At 26.2% G+C, this 14,204-nt stretch carries 17 protein-coding genes; 8 read left to right on the top strand and 9 right to left on the bottom strand.

From position 1 onward, the window contains the following. Positions 1–9: 9 nt before the first annotated feature. Entirely contained in the window at positions 10–981 is a 972-nt protein-coding gene (locus Q0V08_RS03050) for a glycosyltransferase family 2 protein (protein WP_297431981.1), read from the bottom strand. A gap of 147 nt (positions 982–1,128) precedes the next feature. Between Q0V08_RS03050 and Q0V08_RS03045 the strand changes: the two genes are divergently transcribed. Genes Q0V08_RS03045 through Q0V08_RS03035 form a run of 3 tightly spaced genes read left to right on the top strand, consistent with a single transcriptional unit; the run spans position 1,129 to position 3,620 of the window. After that, positions 1,129–2,196, top strand: a complete 1,068-nt coding sequence (locus Q0V08_RS03045; RefSeq protein WP_297431979.1) for an efflux RND transporter periplasmic adaptor subunit — start codon at positions 1,129–1,131, stop codon at positions 2,194–2,196. Beyond that, positions 2,186–3,202, top strand: coding sequence for a hypothetical protein (locus tag Q0V08_RS03040; protein WP_297431977.1), 1,017 nt, complete (start codon positions 2,186–2,188; stop codon positions 3,200–3,202). The genes Q0V08_RS03045 and Q0V08_RS03040 overlap by 11 nt, the downstream gene beginning before the upstream one ends. Then, positions 3,195–3,620 (top strand): MarR family transcriptional regulator, encoded by a 426-nt coding sequence (locus Q0V08_RS03035; protein ID WP_297431975.1) that lies wholly within the window; start codon positions 3,195–3,197, stop codon positions 3,618–3,620. The genes Q0V08_RS03040 and Q0V08_RS03035 overlap by 8 nt, the downstream gene beginning before the upstream one ends. Positions 3,621–3,642: 22 nt before the next feature. Here Q0V08_RS03035 and upp read toward each other — a convergent pair whose 3' ends face one another. Continuing rightward, complete coding sequence (gene upp / locus Q0V08_RS03030) at positions 3,643–4,266, bottom strand: uracil phosphoribosyltransferase (protein ID WP_023051930.1); 624 nt, start codon at positions 4,264–4,266, stop codon at positions 3,643–3,645. A gap of 55 nt (positions 4,267–4,321) precedes the next feature. Then, on the bottom strand, positions 4,322–4,534 hold the full coding sequence (gene rpmE, locus Q0V08_RS03025; protein ID WP_023051931.1) for a 50S ribosomal protein L31: 213 nt from the start codon (positions 4,532–4,534) through the stop codon (positions 4,322–4,324). A gap of 172 nt (positions 4,535–4,706) precedes the next feature. On the opposite strand from rpmE, the gene Q0V08_RS03020 reads away from it, so the two are divergent. Both Q0V08_RS03020 and Q0V08_RS03015 read left to right on the top strand, forming a co-directional pair. After that, the gene (locus tag Q0V08_RS03020) at positions 4,707–5,327 is read left to right on the top strand and encodes a ribonuclease H family protein (protein ID WP_297431971.1); all 621 of its coding nucleotides are present in this window, start codon (positions 4,707–4,709) and stop codon (positions 5,325–5,327) included. A 14-nt stretch (positions 5,328–5,341) separates the two neighbouring features. Further along, positions 5,342–6,025 (top strand): TIGR02206 family membrane protein, encoded by a 684-nt coding sequence (locus Q0V08_RS03015; RefSeq protein ID WP_297431969.1) that lies wholly within the window; start codon positions 5,342–5,344, stop codon positions 6,023–6,025. Positions 6,026–6,041: 16 nt separating this feature from the next. On the opposite strand, the gene Q0V08_RS03010 is transcribed toward Q0V08_RS03015, so the two are convergent. From Q0V08_RS03010 to Q0V08_RS02985, 6 genes are read right to left on the bottom strand one after another with little or no spacing between them, the layout of a single operon-like run. Next, positions 6,042–6,617, bottom strand: a complete 576-nt coding sequence (locus Q0V08_RS03010) for a YigZ family protein (protein ID WP_297431968.1) — start codon at positions 6,615–6,617, stop codon at positions 6,042–6,044. A 4-nt stretch (positions 6,618–6,621) separates the two neighbouring features. After that, positions 6,622–7,221, bottom strand: coding sequence for a site-2 protease family protein (locus tag Q0V08_RS03005; protein WP_297431966.1), 600 nt, complete (start codon positions 7,219–7,221; stop codon positions 6,622–6,624). A 32-nt stretch (positions 7,222–7,253) separates the two neighbouring features. After that, positions 7,254–8,372, bottom strand: coding sequence for a ComEC/Rec2 family competence protein (locus tag Q0V08_RS03000; protein ID WP_297431965.1), 1,119 nt, complete (start codon positions 8,370–8,372; stop codon positions 7,254–7,256). A gap of 8 nt (positions 8,373–8,380) precedes the next feature. After that, a complete protein-coding gene (locus Q0V08_RS02995; RefSeq protein WP_297431963.1) occupies positions 8,381–9,673 on the bottom strand; it encodes an MFS transporter in 1,293 nt (430 codons plus the stop codon). After that, the gene (locus tag Q0V08_RS02990) at positions 9,670–10,875 is read right to left on the bottom strand and encodes a CCA tRNA nucleotidyltransferase (RefSeq protein ID WP_297431961.1); all 1,206 of its coding nucleotides are present in this window, start codon (positions 10,873–10,875) and stop codon (positions 9,670–9,672) included. Before Q0V08_RS02990 ends, Q0V08_RS02995 begins: the two co-directional genes overlap by 4 nt. Before the next feature lie 7 nt (positions 10,876–10,882). Beyond that, positions 10,883–12,046, bottom strand: coding sequence for a nucleotidyltransferase (locus Q0V08_RS02985; RefSeq protein ID WP_297431959.1), 1,164 nt, complete (start codon positions 12,044–12,046; stop codon positions 10,883–10,885). A gap of 126 nt (positions 12,047–12,172) precedes the next feature. On the opposite strand from Q0V08_RS02985, the gene Q0V08_RS02980 reads away from it, so the two are divergent. From Q0V08_RS02980 to Q0V08_RS02970, 3 genes are all read left to right on the top strand, one after another. Continuing rightward, positions 12,173–12,940, top strand: coding sequence for a type III pantothenate kinase (locus tag Q0V08_RS02980; RefSeq protein ID WP_297431957.1), 768 nt, complete (start codon positions 12,173–12,175; stop codon positions 12,938–12,940). Between the two features lie 29 nt (positions 12,941–12,969). After that, complete coding sequence (modA, locus tag Q0V08_RS02975; RefSeq protein ID WP_297431955.1) at positions 12,970–13,629, top strand: molybdate ABC transporter substrate-binding protein; 660 nt, start codon at positions 12,970–12,972, stop codon at positions 13,627–13,629. Further along, a partial coding sequence (locus tag Q0V08_RS02970) for an ABC transporter permease subunit (protein WP_297431953.1) occupies positions 13,626–14,204 on the top strand: 579 nt, incomplete at its 3' end. The genes modA and Q0V08_RS02970, both read left to right, overlap by 4 nt.

Raw genomic sequence — 14,204 nt, 5'->3', positions numbered from 1 at the left:
TCCCTCACCCTATTTTTCTATTAACATTTTTTTAAATCGCTTAAGCCACATCATTTTTAATCTAAAAATTCTGTAATAGTAATATATTTTTATATCTATAGTTTCTATTTCTTTTAATTTATCTATTTCTTTTAATTTATCTATTTCTTCTTTTATCTTTCTATAAAACCTTTTCCAGTTCTTAACTTTATTTTCACTTAATTTTTGAAGTACATCAAAGGGATACATTATACCATGATATTTAAAGCATTCCCTAATTTTATTTATATTTTCTTCATATGCCCCATTTCTTTTATAAAAAAAGATTAATTCTCTTATAACAATATAAATATCTGTCCTATTTTTGTAATTATTTGAAACCGAATTTTGATTCATAAAATAATTATAATATGGTTCATCTAAAGAAATAATATTTTTACTATAAAAAAAACATATAAAATTAAAAAACATATCCTCACCAGTATAGATATTTAATAAAAATTTAATATCATTTTTTTCTAATAAATCTCTTTTATAAATTTTATTACACGGTGATGAAAACCACTCTGTAGTACAATCTATATACTCATCTTTGGTATTTCTTTTAGGAATTTTAACTGTTGAAAGGAGATTTTTATTTTCATCTAATTTCTTAAATCCACATATTACAATATCTGCTTGATTTTTTTCAGCTTCTTCTACCATATTTATATACATATCTAAGTCCACCCAATCATCTGAATCTAGAAAAGCTATATATTTTCCTTTAGCCATTGAAATCCCTAAATTTCTAGCTGCACTACATCCGCTATTTTGAGCTTTTTTATATATTATATTTTTATTATTTTTAGATATCTCTAAACAAATATCAGACGTTTTATCCTTTGATCCATCATCTATAACTATAATTTCAATATTTTTTAAATCTTGACTTAAAACAGAATTTATACATCTTTTAATATACTTTTCAACATTATAAGCTGGAATTATAACACTTAACACTTTTCCTCCCGTTACTTTTAATTTTGTTTTAAATTATATAATGATAAATATAATAATTCAAATAAATTTATCTTGTATTTTTTTTCCAAAAATAGTAAAATTAAAAATAGTTTCCAAGGAAACTATTTTTAATTTAGGAGTGATAACATGAATTATAAAAAGAAAGCTTTGTTAATTTACATTAGTATTTTTTTGAGTTTTTTAGTATTTCTATTTTTATCTGTTACTTTTCAAATGAATATTCCCTATTCTTCTAGAGCATTTTTAGAATATCAAATAGCTCCAGTTTATAGTAAAGTCTCTGGTAGTGTCGATCAAATTTTTGTAAAAAATGGAGAAATTGTTAATATCCATCAACCATTATTCAGTATTGATAAAAATCTGTATGAAGCATCTTACACTTCAGCTTTAGGTCAATATAATGAAGTTTTAGATTCTATTAAAACTTTAAAAAGTGATATTGAGAAAAATAAAATAATTGTTGAAAAAAATAAAAATATCTACTTACGAAATAAAAAAGAGTTGTCAAAATTTGAAGCTTTATACAAAAAAACCTTTGTCAGTGAAATTGATTTAAATAATATGAAAATAAAAACTCTTGAATCTGAAAAAACTTTAAAAAATAGTGAAGGAACCTTAGATAATCTTTTAACTAAGTATAAAATAAACGAAGATTCTACACCTGCTCTTTTAATAGCAAAAGGAGCTCTCGAAAAAGCTAGTATTAATCTTAAAGATACAACTATTCTTTCTCCTATTAATGGTGAAGTAGTTATGGATAATTTTTATCAAAATACATCTATTAAAGAAAATACACCTTTATTTTATATAAAAAATGACAATATTTTAAAAGTCAATGTTGATTTAAAAGAAAAAAATATAAAATCAATCACATCTAGTAGAAAAGCTTTAATTCTATTCGATGGAATTCCAGGAGTTATTTTTAATGGTACTGTTGAAAATATAAGTCCAATTTTAGCTCAAGGATATAGTACTTCTAGTACTTTAGTTAGTATTCCTAATGATAATCGTTGGATTAGAGACAATGGAAAAATACGAGTTTCTATTATTGTAGAAAATTCAAAATTAATAAAACATTTATCTAGTGGTTCTATGGCTTCCGTTATACTTTTATCAGATACCAATAATATATTTTATAATTTCTTAGCTAAAATTTGGATTAATATAATAATGGTGTTTAATTATGTCTACTAATACTCATAATCAAAATTCTAATTTTATACCTGATATTTTGAGAAGTCTTTTAGCAATTACTATTGGAATTTTATTAAGTAAGTATACTGATCTTTCTTTTAATTTTCAAATTCCAATAATAGCTTTTGGAGTAGTCACCACAATGAAAACCTTTTCTATAAAACTTTTCTTTTATAACTACTGGTGGATTCCATTTTTTGCAGGTGTAGGCTTATTATTTACAGAAATTTTTAGAGAAAACCTTTTAGCTTTTGCTAGTATTACTTTTATAATTTTTTTTAGTTGCTTTTTTTTCTCATATAAACATCCTAATGGTATTCGAAGTAGTATTTTAGGATATTCTTTTACTAGCATATACGCAACATATAATGATAAAATAGTTGAGAATATGGTTACTGATATTGTTTTAGTAACAATTTTAGGTGGGTTAATTGGTTGGGGATTATTATTAATTTTTCCAACTGGAAAAACTAATCTAGAAATGAAAAAATCTAATCGCGAAGATATTCATAAAAATATTATACATATTTTAATAATAACCATTATTGTTTTTAGTTTATGGTTAGGATATATGTTTTTCGATATTAGAGATACTTTTTTTGCCTATGCTACTTTAGCTGGAATATATACAAATTTAAATTTAGAGAAAATTCACAAACTATCTTTTTTAAATATTTTTATACATAGCCTAGGATGCTTTTTTGCTATAATCTTTTCATTTTTTATAAATGGAATTGGGAACAATCCCATTATTTTTGCATTTGCACTAATGATTTTTATATATCCTATGGTTTTCATGGGCTATTATGGAAAATCTCAACTTCAAAAAAATTTTTTTCTAGGAATGATTCGAGCCATTATACTTCCAATATGTCTATATCTTACACCTTATGGTGATATTATAACAAAAGCTTCTACTAGAGCTTTACAGATTACTATTTTTCTTATTTTTTCAATGTTTTTGACTAGATTTCTTTTATTTATAGAGGGAGGTACAAATGAATAGAATAAAAATACCCATTTTAGTTTCAAGAATAAGTAAACTTCAAAGAAAAATCCTTAATGAAAAGTTAAAAAATTTTAATTTAGAAGCTTCTCAAGGTATAATACTTTTTAAAATTAAAGAGTTAGGTGAAACTACGCCAAAACAACTTATTGAAATGGGAATTATCGAAAAACCAGCTATTAGCAAAACTTTAACAAAATTAGAAAAATTAGGATATATAACAAAAATACCCTCGTTAATTGACGCCAGAAGTTTTTCTGTATCTTTAACAAAAAAAGGAGAAAAAATAGAAGAGTGTGTTAACGAATTTATTGAAAACTTAAATAATGAATTTAAATTAATTTTAAATGATAATAGTTTAAATCAGCTAGAAAATTTGCTTACTTTTCTTGAAAATAATTTAATAAAAAATAGCTGAAATAATTTCAGCTATTTTTTATCTATTTTGTTCCAAATATTCTATCTCCACAATCTCCTAGTCCAGGATATATATATCCATTTGAATCTAATCCTTGATCTATTTTAGCTGTATAGATTGCTACATCTGGATGTGTTTGTAAAACTTTTGCAATACCTTCTGGAGCCGCTACTAAACACATAAATACTATGTTTTTTACTCCAGCATTTTTTAAATAATCTATTGCATAAATTGCTGATCCTCCAGTTGCTAACATTGGATCAACTAATATAACTTGCTTATTTTGAACATCTACAGGAAGTTTGCAGTAGTAATATACAGGTTGTAGAGTTTCTTCATCTCTATAAACTCCTATATGCCCTATTTTTGCTGTTGGGATTAATGATACAATTCCATCTACCATTCCTAATCCAGCTCTTAAAATAGGCACAACTGCGATGTTTGTTCCTAATGTATACCCAGTTGTTTTCATTAGAGGAGTTTCAACCTCAATTTCATCTAAAACTAAATTTTTTGTTACTTCATAAGTCATCAGCTTTGATATTTCATTTAAATTTTCTCTGAATGATTTTGTATCCGTATTCTTATTTCTTAATAATGTTAATTTATGTTGTATTAGCGGATGATTTATTTCTATTACAGCCATTTTAACCTCCCTAGTTATATTTCTTTAAAAAAAAACAGGACATAGTCCCGTTTTCTTATTTCTTTAATCCAAATCTCTTGTTGAACTGCTCTACTCTTCCAGCTGCATCTATAAACTTAGCTTTTCCAGTGTAGAATGGGTGACAGTTTGAACAAACAGCTATTTTAAGCTCGTCTCCCTTTGCTAAAGTTGATCTTGTTTCAAATTTGTTTCCACATGTACAATCAACAGTTATTACTTTGTACTCTGGATGAATTCCTTTTCTCATTAATTTCACCTTCCTAAAATCTTTCTATTTATCGTAAAGATTTTATCATAATTTTTTAACTTTTGCAACATTTTTTTGCTAATGATCTGAAGTTTTTTTAGTATTTTTTCTCTTTCCTTTTTATTTTTTTTAATTTTATGATAAAATAGTATAAAAATTCATAAGGAGAATTATGGCTATAAAATATTATGCTTTTATTATAGATAAAGAAAATTATTCAAAAATTGTTACCTCTTGGGCTGAATGTCAAAATGCTACTAAGGGAAAAAATGCTCGTTATAAATCATTTAAAACAGAGCTTGAAGCTAAAGAGTGGTTAAAAAATGGTGGTCTATACGAGGATAAGAAATTAAAAATCCAGGAAGCTAAAAATAAATTAGAAGATGGTATCTATTTTGATGCTGGAACTGGAAGAGGTATTGGAGTTGAGGTTAGAGTTACCAATCGTTTAGGAATCTCTTTACTCGATAATATTCTTCCTGAAAAAATGATAAATGAATTTGGAAATTATCTTGCTCCTCAAGGTAGTACGAATAACTACGGTGAATTAATCGGTGTTTTTCTAGCTATTGATATTGCTTTGAGAGAAAGAAATTTTAAAATTTTTGGAGATAGTAAATTAATTATTGATTATTGGTCTAAAGGGCATTATAATAAATCGTCACTAAATGAAAAAACTATAAATCTTATTACGAAAACCGCTGAAAAAAGAGCTCAGTTTGAAAGTATAGGTGGAACTATTCAGCATGTTTCTGGGGATATTAATCCTGCAGATTTAGGTTTTCATAAATAAATTAGGAGGAGTACATGGAGTTCGAACTATTTGATAAATTACATCTTTTTTATCTTTTGGGATATTCTTTGGTTTTTCTGTTTCTTTATTTTGGAGTTGCATATAATCCACAGCCTAAAAAAATTATGCGGATTATATCTTTTGTTATTTTATTAATTAAATGTGGTGAGCTTTTTATTAGATATAAATTAATTGGTGAGGCTTGGTATCAGCTACTTCCACTACACCTTTGCAATATAACTCTTATATTTGCGGTCTTTGGATCTATATTTAGGTTTACACCATTTTTATATGCAACATTCTTTTGGTCCATTGGAGCTGTCTTTGCTCTATTAACACCTGAGGTAAGAGAAACATTCCCTCATTTTTTCAATATAAGCTTTTTTTCAACACATTTTTATATAATCTTCGTTGCAATAGTTGAATATAAAGTATTTAAGTTGAGACCATCTTTAGAATCTTGGACAGGTTCATTTTTAGGTTTAAATATTATTGCAGCTGGTGTTTATTTCATCAATACTGTTCTTGGAACAAACTATCTTTACATTAATAGAAAGCCGACTTTTTCCTCTCCTCTTAACTATTTTGGAGAATGGCCATATTATATAATTGTCGTTGAGTTTGCTTATATTACTTTAACTATATTATTGTTATTTTTATTCAAAAAAAAAGATTATAAAATAAAAGTAAACAGGTAGATTAATCTACCTGTTTTTACATAATTACTAGTATATCTTTTATCTCTTTTAACTTCTCTAATGTTTCGTTAGAAACCTTCACTCTATACGTTACTCGTTCATTAAAATCTTTATTTACTAACTCTTCGTTTCCATTTATAAGTAGTGCTTCTACTTCATTTATCTTTTCATAAGAAAAATCTAACAAGCATTCAAACCTTTCTATAAATTCAATAACTTCTCCTTCTAAAATTGCCAATTTTGCAGTTTTGGCATAATTTCTTACTAACCCACCTGCTCCTAATTTTATTCCACCAAAATATCGTGTAGCAACTACTACTACATTATTCACTTCCATATAAGTTAATATCTCACCCATAGGCTTTCCTGCAGTTCCACTAGGTTCTCCATCATCATCTGCTTTAAAGTACTCCTGTCCATTATCAATAACTCTATAAACAGTACAGTTGTGAGTAGCATCTGGATGCATCTCCCTAATCATGCTTATAAAATCTTCAGCTTCTTCTTTTGTTGAGATCGGTTTAGCATAACCTATAAACTTTGATTTTCTTTCTTCAAACTCTATTCTCACAGCTTTTTTTATACTTTTCATCTATTTAACTCCTAATTATCAAATCTATAAATCTCACTAAAATATTATATATAGGAGACATTATTTTATTTAACGCTCCAAAATAACTTAATGCTATTATAAATAAAATTCCGTATGTATCTAAAGTAAATATCTTTATTCTATTTTCATCATTTAAAAATGATGCTATAACTCTTGATCCATCTAATGGTGGAATTGGTAAAAGATTAAATGTTCCCAAAGCCATATTTATTATTATAAAATAAATTGATATATCATTAAAAGGTATAACTCCATATCTTATTAAAATAGCTCCAAGTATCATCAACAAATAATTTGTTAGAACCCCTGCTATTGAGACTAAGAACTCTCCTACTCTACCATTTCTAAAAGCAAAATAATTTACTGGTACTGGCTTAGCCCATCCTATTATAAAATTTGAACCACTTAATAACATAAAAATTGGTATTAGTGCTCCTATTGGATCTAAATGTTTTAGTGGGTTCAATGATAGTCTTCCTGAGTATTTTGCTGTTTTATCTCCACAAAACAATGCCATATATCCATGAGCTAATTCATGTAACACCAAAGAAAATAGTAAAATTATAACCTTTAAAACAATCATTTTTATCACCTCGCATAAATAGCTTAACATAACTATAATTCTAAAGTCAAATAAGGAATTTCACTCATTAATTCAACACTCTTTATCAAAAGTATATAAATATAGTTAACCAATGAAGACGTCAAAAATTCCAAATAAAAATTTGATAAAAATATTGTTATAAAACTTATCATTATAAAAGTTGAAGCTATTGGGATTATAATTAAGTTACTAAAAATTGAAAATAACGGAATAGTATTAAAATATATGAAAAAAATTGGTGTCATACAAAGTTGAATTGTTAAAGTCATTAATAATGTATTTAATATTTTATTTAGATATTTATTTTTATATCTTTTTATTTTAGGTATTTTTTCATAAATAAAAATTATAGAAAATACTGCTACATATGACATCCAAAAAGATATAGAGTAAATCCATGTTGGAAAAATTAAAAGCGAACAACAAAAAGCTAGTACAAAACTTTTTTTACTATTTACTTTTTCATACAATATATTTCCTAATAAGTAAATTGATCCCATTATATAAGCTCTAAATATTGACGGAGATTTTCCAATAGAAATAACATACAATGTTAAAATAAAAAAAGCTATGATATACCTTTTTCTTTTTTGAATATTTAACTTTAATAAAAAAATTGATATTCCAGCAATAATAACTCCTATATGTAATCCTGATATTACTAATAGATGGACTGTTCCTGTATATCTAAACTTTTCTTTTATCTCTTCATCTAATAAATGCCCCTCTCCTAAGACTGTTGCTCTTAAAAAATGCTCTAAATTAAAAGAATAATCTTCACTTATTTTTTTTATTTTTTTTATAAAAAAACTTTTTAATATATTCTCTTTATTTTTTACTTCCTCTACCTCTATTTTGTACTGAACTCCCCATTTAGAATAATTTATTTTCTGCACTTCTCCTAAAATAATTTTTTCTCCATCTTCAATTTTATTTACTGTAAAATACATGTTTTTTGCTGGATATTTTCCATTTATACTTTCAATTTTTCCTCTTCCTGCATCAACTCTACCAGTTAATTCAATAATATCTCCTACCTCAATCCTCTCTTTAAAAGTTGTCCAATACAACCTAAAAAAGAAAATTGAGGCAAAAATTATAATTAATGCCCCAATTTCTGTTTTTTTCAACGTCCCTCCTATTCATTATATTTAAAATAAAATATATATGAGATTACAAAAGATACTGCTGAAAATATTGCTGATGAGTATATCCCAAACTTTGTTACCTCTCCACTTCCTCTTAAAACAAGCATTAATGGCAAGACAACTATTGATACTAAAAATGCCATTTTTAAGAAAAACCCTTGGATTCCAAAGCAAACTCCTTCAATTCTATTATTTATTCTTTTACTTATTTTTTCACTTATATCACTCATCATTGCTGGAGGAAATATAAATGCTGCCCCTGATATTGGTATTCCTAAAAGAGCAAATATTAAGAAGCCATATTTTACAGGTATTACTTTTCCTAGCAATGATAAAGCTATTGTCAATATTATTAATCCAACTAAAGATCCTAGCATAATTTTTCTATATCCAAATTTTCTAGATAATTTATTTACTGGATAAAAAAATAAAGCTGATGCTCCAAATAATAAGGCTGATGCTATAGTTATCGTTTCCTTTCCATACCCCATTATATCTTCAACATAATAGTTCATCATAGCTCTTAAAGAGTTAAATCCTACAAAGAAAAATAATAATCCTAACAAATAATTCCTAAAATCTTTATCTTTTACTACCTCTTTTAAAATCTCTTTAATATCCCCAACATGTTCAACAGGTCTTGAGTATTTTTTTTCTGGAACTAAAAAAACAGTTACATATAATCCTAAAACACATAAAATACTTAATGAAATAACCATACCTCTAATCCCAACTAATGTATCTCCCTTACCAAAATACTTAATTAAAACTCCAGGTAGAATCATTGCAATTGCACTATATAATAATCTAAAAACTGATTGCCACGTAGAGAGATTTAATCTCTCCTCTGAATTTTCTCCAATTTCTGGTATCAAAGCATTATATGGAGCTCCTACAATTGTATAAAAAGTAAAAAATAAAGATCCTATAAGTGCTAAATAAATAAATGTTCCCTTTTCACTTACCATTGGAGGATAGAAAAAGGCTACTGTTGTTATAGCCAATGGAATAGCTCCTACGGCAATAAATGGTATTCTTCTTCCCCATCTACTGTTAAATTTATCTGATAAATATCCCACTACTGGATCTGAGATCATATCTACAACTCTTGAAATAGCTAATGCCAATGATATTAAAACTGGTGTTAAAAATGGTTTAAGTCCTGAAGTTTCTGGCGGAAGATAAAAATATAATATCCACTGTGCAAATATTTGATCCACAATAGCGTAACTTACTCCTACTCCATAAAATATCTGTGTTGCTAAAGGTATTCTTCGCTTCAAATTTTTTCCTCCTCTATTAATTTTAGTAAATATTTTTTTTGGTTTAATTTAGGATTTTTTAAAACTATATCTAAGGATTTTTCTAATAATTCCTTAATTTTTTTTCCATCTTTTATCTTCAAATCTAATATATCTTTTCCTGAAATCAATAAATCTTTTATAAAAATAGGTTCATTATTTACAATAATTTCATTAAATCTTTCTTTTATTAAAGATATGTTATTTCTTAAACCTTCTATCTTTAATAAACTTTCAAAATCTTTTATTCCAATATTTATAATAATCTTCTTTATTTCATATTTACTACAGTCATTTCTTACTTTTTTTAAGTTTCTAATTATATTCAAAATCGATTTTTTATTTTTATTATCCAATTTTAAAATATTTAGCTCCTCTTCATTTTTACTAAAAATAATAACTAATTTTAATATTAAAGATTCTTCTAATAAAAATAATCTATCTATTTTATCTAATTCTTCTAGAACCTCATTTAAGTTCATATTTTCATATGTTTTGGGAAATACCTCTTCAAAAACTCCTAAATCATATAAAAGCCTAAAGGAATTACTTGAATTTTCTCCTTTTAACATCTTAAAAAACTCATCTTGAATTCTCTCAATAGAAACTCTTTTTATTTCACTTTTACACTCTTTAATCTCTTTTTCTGTCTCCTTTAATATTAATAATTCTTTTTCTCCTGCAATTCTTATACCTCTTAGTATTCTTAAAGGATCTTCTTCTATTCTCTTTTTTCCATTGCCAACAAATCTTAAAACTCTATTTCTTATATCGCTCATCTCTATTTCTGATGAATAAACTAAATTCTCTCCATTATAAGCTATTGCGTTAACTGTAAAGTCTCTTCTCTTTAAATCTTCATAAATATCACTAATAAACTCTACTTCGGCTACATTTCTAAAAGATGTAAATGCTAAATCTTTTCTTAATTTAGCTATCTCATAGCTCTTTCCTTTATAAATTATTTGAATTATTCCAAAAGCTTTACCTATCTCTTTTGGTGAATAATCTTTAAAAATTTCTTTTAACTTAGGATAATCTATATCTGTACAAAAATCACAATCTTTAGGACTTAATCCAAGAAGATAATCTCTTACATAACCTCCAACAATATATCCTTTCCCATAAGTATTTAAAATATTTAAAATATCTTTTATATCTTTTGTTAATTTTATTTTTTTCATAGTACCTCTACTTTATAATTATCGGTATTTTTCTATCTTCATATGGATTTACCATAGCATAAATTTTACTAGCAATCTCATTTTGCTCTAGTAAATCTAGTGAATCTTTTTCTAAATATTTTTGTATATTTTTTAATGAAGTTAAAACTTCAACCTCCTCATCTTTTAATCTTTTTAAATAATTTTGTCCCTCTTTAGTAAATCCTAAAACCCTTATATATGGGATTTTTTCTTTTACTCTGTCTATTTGTTTCTTCTCTATTCCTAATAATATATGAATTAAAATTCTTTGAACTCTTCCTTGAGTATATCTTTTACTTTTTATTTTCTCAAAAAAACTTTCAAACTCTTTACATGAAAAAGCAGCCTCATATATTCTATTTTCATACCCCTGTTCTATATCTTGAATTCTTTCTAGTCTTTCTTTTTCTAAAAGTATTCTATGTCTTATAAGTGGGTAAAAATCTTGTAGTTTTGCAAAACTATTTTTTTCTAAACTCTCTTTCAATATTTCATATGTTGTATTAGGTACAACATCTTTTATTTCTTCTCCAGATTGAATTTTTTTTCTAATACCAGTAGCGCTAGCAATCCCATCTCTTATATCTTCTGAATAATATCCACTTTTTTCTCTCTTTATAGCAATTGGTTCTATTTTACTTTTCCAAAACTTTAAAGCTTTAATGTATTCAACACCTAAAATATCATTAGAATCTAGTTCATCTATTTTATCCAATATTTTTAAAGTATTTGAATAAGCTGTTGGATAAGAATGTCCCTCTTTTAATTGCTTTTTTAGTTCTATTTTAAACTCCTCTTGCTCTTCTAAATCTCCTCTTTCAATTAATTTTTTTACATCTCCTGTTTCAGATCCAAAAACTATTTTTTCTATATTCATTAAATTTAATATCCCTACTGCTCCTCTAGCAAATATCTCTGCACTTTGAGTTGAATAAAATATTGGTAACTCTACTACTATATCAACTCCATTTTTTAAAGCTAACTCTGCTCTTGTCCATCTATCTATAAAAGCTGGTTCTCCTCTTTGGACATAATCTCCACTCATAACTGCAACAACAATATCACCATGCTCTCTAGCCTTTAAACAATGATATTTATGTCCATTATGAAAGGGATTATATTCTACAACTATTCCTACTGATTTCTTCATACAAACACCTCATACTCTATTTATTACATTATAATTCATTTAAATAATTTATCCGAGAAAAATTTACATTTTTTCAAATATAGTTTATAATATGGATTATCTAAATTTTTATTAGGCGGTGATTACATGCTTTTAGCTGTAGATATTGGAAATACTCATATTGTTACTGGTTTACTTAATCCAAAAGGAGAAGTATTACTCAGCTTTAGAGTGTCTTCAAATGAAAAATTAACTGAGGATGAATACTTCTCATACTTAAAAAATATATGTGATTTTAATGAAGTCGAAATTAAAGAGTTAAACGGAATTGTTATTTCATCTGTTGTTCCAAATTTAATAGGTATATTTCAATTCCTAGGAAGAAAATACTTTAAAATTGAACCTATGATTATAGATTTAAATTTAAAACTTCCATTTTCTTTTGCTGAAAATCTTCAAATTAATGGTTTTGGAGCTGATCGAATTATTGATATTGCTCAAGCTATAATTGATTATCCAAACAGAAATCTTGTTATATTTGACCTTGGAACTGCTACGACATATGAAGTTTTAAAAGATGGAGTTTATATTGGTGGTGGAATTTTACCGGGAATAGAGATGTCTATTAATGCTTTATTTGGGAATACTGCTAAACTTCCTAAAGTTAAATTTAGCACACCTGAAAGTGTTCTTGGAAGAAATACAGCAGAACAAATTCAAGCTGGAATTTTCTATGGATATGCTGGACAATTAAAAAACATTATACATGAAATCAAAAAAATTGTTCCTGATCCATATGTTATAGCTACAGGAGGTTTAGGTAAAATCCTTTTTGCAGAGATTCAAGAGATTGATGAATATTGTCCTGAATTAAGCATCAGAGGTCTTTACACACTTTATCAAATGAATAAATAATAAAAATAAATCTTAGGGGGGTATTTTTAATGAGCAAAATTATTTTTCTATTTGTTATCTTAGTTCAATCTATTTTTTCAAAAGAGATTTTAATTAGTGGAGCCGCATCTTTAAAAGAGTATTTAGAAAAAAATATTCAAGAATATAAAAAGATAGATCCAAACTTAAATATAACTTTGAATTTAGGTGGATCTGGAACTCTAAAAAGACAACTTGAACAAGGTGGAGATGTTGATATTATTTTTCTTGCTAATAGAGATTATATGATTGATTTAAAAGATAATAACTACATATTCAATGAAGAAGTTATTTTGGAAAATTCTCTTGTTTTAATAAAAAATAACACTACATCTTCTAACAGTGGCACATTAGCTATTGGTGATCCTCAGTATGTTCCTGCCGGACAATATGCAACTGAAGTTTTAAATCACCTACCTTTAGAAAGTTATTCTTTAGTATACGGAAAAGATGTTCGAAGTGTACTTTCCTACGTTGAATTAGGAGAAGCTGATTTTGGAATTATCTACCTAACAGATACAAAATTATTAAAAAATTCAAAAATTGTTGAAGTTTTTCCAAAAAATCTTCATAAACCAATTGAATATTCAATTGGTGTCTCAAAAACAACTAAAAATAAAGAGGATGCAGAGAACTTTTTAGAATTTTTAAAAGGAAAAAATTGGGAATGATTACACCTCTTAAACTGTCTTTGAGTATTGTTTTTTTATCTCTAACATTTAATTTACTTTTTAGTATTATACTTTATTTTTCTTTTAATAATAAAAATACTCTAAAAAAAATAATAGAGTTTGTAGTTACTTTACCTATTTTTTTACCACCTTCTGTTATTGGATATATGTTAATTATTTTTTTAGGAAAAAATAGCTTCATTGGAAAAATTTTTTATGATTTTTTTAACTTTAGATTTATATTTTCTTTTGAAGGAGCTACTATTGCAGCAACTATAGTTTCCTTACCTATTATATATCAAGGAGTTAAAGTCGGTTTTGATACTATTGACAAGGCTTATATAGAAACAGCTCAATGTCTTGGAGTTTCTAAATTAAATATGATTAAGTACGTTTATCTTCCTTTAAGTTATCGAAAAGTTTTTTCTGGAGTTATCCTAGGAATTGGACGAGCTTTTGGAGAATTTGGAGCAACTATTTTAATTGCTGGAAATATTCCTGGAAGAACACAAACTTTACCATTAGCTCTATACTCTGCTATTGAGTCTGGAAATTATTCTTCAGCTAACAGAGTT

This window comes from uncultured Cetobacterium sp. (assembly GCF_947038635.1).
Taxonomy (GTDB): domain Bacteria; phylum Fusobacteriota; class Fusobacteriia; order Fusobacteriales; family Fusobacteriaceae; genus Cetobacterium_A.
This window is presented reverse-complemented; position numbering and strand designations above follow the sequence as displayed.